At 59.6% G+C, this 2,911-nt stretch carries 3 protein-coding genes; all 3 read right to left on the bottom strand.

Features of this window, described 5'->3' with window-relative positions; all coding sequences use genetic code 11:
* Window positions 1-242: 242 nt before the first annotated feature.
* The 3 genes from HX812_RS31865 to rpmE all read right to left on the bottom strand — a co-directional run bounded on the left by HX812_RS31865 (window position 243) and on the right by rpmE (window position 2,744).
* Window positions 243-1,511, bottom strand: a complete 1,269-nt coding sequence (locus tag HX812_RS31865; protein WP_016979185.1) for a malic enzyme-like NAD(P)-binding protein — start codon at window positions 1,509-1,511, stop codon at window positions 243-245.
* A gap of 181 nt (window positions 1,512-1,692) precedes the next feature.
* On the bottom strand, window positions 1,693-2,499 hold the full coding sequence (locus HX812_RS31860; protein ID WP_038846412.1) for a thermonuclease family protein: 807 nt from the start codon (window positions 2,497-2,499) through the stop codon (window positions 1,693-1,695).
* Window positions 2,500-2,513: 14 nt separating this feature from the next.
* A complete protein-coding gene (gene rpmE / locus HX812_RS31855; RefSeq protein WP_033897755.1) occupies window positions 2,514-2,744 on the bottom strand; it encodes a 50S ribosomal protein L31 in 231 nt (76 codons plus the stop codon).
* Window positions 2,745-2,911 lie beyond the last annotated feature (167 nt).

The raw sequence follows: 2,911 nt of genomic DNA, 5'->3' as shown, positions 1-2,911 counted from the left end.
CTGCCCCCGCGCTGGGGCGCGAAGCGGCCCTAATGCAAGTATCGCATTCATCCAGTTAAAACGCGTTGGCAGGTTTTAGGGCTGCTTCGCAGCCCAGCGCGGGGCAAGCCCGCTCACCACAACAAGCCCACTCACCACAAAGGCCTGCTCACCACACCAAGCCTGCCCAGCACAAAATGATTCGCCACAAAAAAGCCCCGACTCGCGAGAGCCGGGGCTTTTTGTTGGTGCGCTACAACGGCTTAGCCGTTGAACACATCATCCACGCTTTGCAGCGGGTAGTGCTTCGGATACGGCAGGGTGGCCACGCCGGTCTCGATGGCGGCTTTGGCCACGGCATCGGAGATCAGGGTGATCAGGCGCTTGTCCATTGGTTTCGGAATGATGTACTCACGACCGAATTCCAGCTTGATACCACCGTAGGCGTCGCACACTTCCTGAGGTACCGGCAGCTTGGCCAATTCACGCAAGGCGTTGGCAGCAGCCACTTTCATCTCTTCGTTGATGCGCTTGGCGCGAACGTCCAGGGCACCACGGAAGATGAATGGGAAACCCAGTACGTTGTTGACCTGGTTCGGGTAGTCCGAACGGCCGGTCGCCATGATCACGTCACTACGGGTGGCGTGAGCCAGCTCCGGAGAGATTTCTGGATCAGGGTTGGAGCAAGCGAACACGATCGGGTTGGCCGCCATGGACTTGAGGCCTTCGGCGCTCAGCAGGTTCGGGCCGGACAGGCCGACGAACACGTCTGCACCGTCGAGGGCGTCAGCCAGGGTGCGCTTGTCGGTCGCGTGGGCAAACATCGCCTTGTACTGGTTCAGGTCGGTACGCTCGGACTGGACCACGCCCTTGCTGTCGACCATGAAGATGTTTTCCAGCTTGGCGCCCATGCTCACCAGCAACTTCATGCAGGAGATGGCCGCAGCGCCGGCGCCCAGGCAGACGATCTGTGCGTCAGCCAGGGTTTTGCCAGCGATTTCCAGAGCGTTGATCATGCCGGCCGCAGTAACGATCGCGGTGCCGTGCTGGTCATCGTGGAATACCGGAATGTCGCACTGTTCGATCAGGGCCTTTTCGATCTCGAAGCACTCAGGTGCCTTGATGTCTTCCAGGTTGATGCCACCGAAGGTGATGGAAATGCGCTTGACCGTGTCGATGAAAGCCTGCGGGCTTTCGGAGTCGACTTCGATGTCGAAAACGTCGATGCCGGCAAAGCGCTTGAACAGCACGCCTTTACCTTCCATGACTGGCTTGGAAGCCAATGGGCCGAGGTTGCCCAGGCCCAGAATCGCGGTGCCATCGGAAATCACTGCAACCAGGTTGCCTTTGCCGGTGTACTTGTACGCCAGTTCAGGGTCGCGGGCGATTTCACGTACGGGCTCGGCAACACCAGGGCTGTAGGCCAGCGACAGGTCGCGAGCGGTGGCAGTGGCTTTGGTGAGCTCTACACTCAGCTTTCCTGGACGAGGATGGGCATGATATTCGAGAGCGGCAGTTTTCAAATCAGACATATCGGCATTCCGCTTTTACTGTTGGTCGACGGACCGCCGAGGATACGCGTGTCGCAAAGTCCCTACAAGACTGGGCAGTCACAGGTGTCAAGGGCCCTGCGCTACGACTTTCGGCCAAGAGCCACGGGATACAAGGGCTTAACTGTTCACAATCGACTAAAAAAATGTCTACAATTTTTTCTTAATCAGTCGATTTGAGCATGCTGGGGTCGGTCAATGGCAGCATCCAACGTGCCTGGCCGTTTTTAAGGCCGCCGCGTTTGGTGCGATCCTGCACCCAGCCCCGCGCCTCGACTGCCTTGCCTTGCAGACCACTGAGGGTTGCGGCGTCGAATTGTCGGACGAGGTCGGGTGCAATGCGTAATACCAGTGAACCCTGCAATTCGATCCAGATTCCGCCGCGATTGCGCTCGATCTTGCTCACCCGGCCGCTGACCAAGGCGAAGCCGGATTGCTTGAGCCGGGCCACGTTTTGCACCGGCGATTGCCGCCACAGGCCCGACCGCGTGTCACGGGCGCTGTTTTCAGCGGCCTGCTGGCAGGCGACAAGATCGACGTTCGGCGCAACACCTACCTGAAAGCCCAGGCCTTCGGCCAGCAGCCGCGCCTCAAGATTCTCGCCATCCGCGCCGTACAGGTGGGCCAACGTGCGGCCATAGCGGTCCTTGCTCTCGCGCCCAGGCAACAACCCGACGCGACCGTCGCTCGCGTCGACCAATACCTGTAAACGCTGGCGGGCGGCAACCGCGTAAGGCTCGTCGGGGCGGCCTTTCTTGCCGGTTTCCGGGGCATTGAGGCCGATCATCCGCACGCTGCGGCCATCCGTGAGGCGCACCGTGTCGCCATCCACCACGCGCTGCACTTCTACCGGGACCAAGGAGGCCGGCGCGGGGCAAAACACCTCGGCCTGGGCAGCCGGCAGCCAAATCCCAGGCACAAAAAAGGCGCCCACAAGGGACGCCTTTTTCAACAGCTGGCAAAAGCCCATAAGGCTTTTGAGCCTTACTCTGCTGGAGTAGCAGGCTTCTTGCCGAAAGCACCAAAGCGATCTGCGAAGCGCTGTACACGGCCGCCGGTGTCCAGAGTTTTCTGCTTACCGGTGTAGAACGGGTGGCACTCGTTGCATACGTCAGTACCCAGTGGCTTGCACAGGTTCGAACGGGTCTGGAACTTGTTGCCGCAGCTGCAAGTTACGTCGATGACTTCGTACGCTGGATGGATATCGGCTTTCATGGCACTTCCTCGGGCTAGCGTGCCGCCACTCGACACTATTGTCGAATACCGCACGTAATTAGGCCGCGGATTCTACCAGACCTTTTTAATCGCGCAAGCCGCGTATCCGGCTGAAAACCGCCTTTCATCAGAAAACCGTGGCATACCCAAGCCCTCCCCTGTCTGCT

The organism is Pseudomonas sp. IPO3749 (assembly GCF_013386605.1).
Lineage (GTDB): Bacteria > Pseudomonadota > Gammaproteobacteria > Pseudomonadales > Pseudomonadaceae > Aquipseudomonas > Aquipseudomonas azotoformans_A.
This window is presented reverse-complemented; position numbering and strand designations above follow the sequence as displayed.

What these genes read in the sequence shown, in the direction of transcription:
- HX812_RS31865 (WP_016979185.1), bottom strand. Translation starts at nt 1,511, where the DNA reads ATGTCTGATTTGAAAACTGCCGCTCTCGAATATCATGCCCATCCTCGT.
- HX812_RS31860 (WP_038846412.1), bottom strand. Translation starts at nt 2,499, where the DNA reads ATGGGCTTTTGCCAGCTGTTGAAAAAGGCGTCCCTTGTGGGCGCCTTT.
- rpmE (WP_033897755.1), bottom strand. Translation starts at nt 2,744, where the DNA reads ATGAAAGCCGATATCCATCCAGCGTACGAAGTCATCGACGTAACTTGC.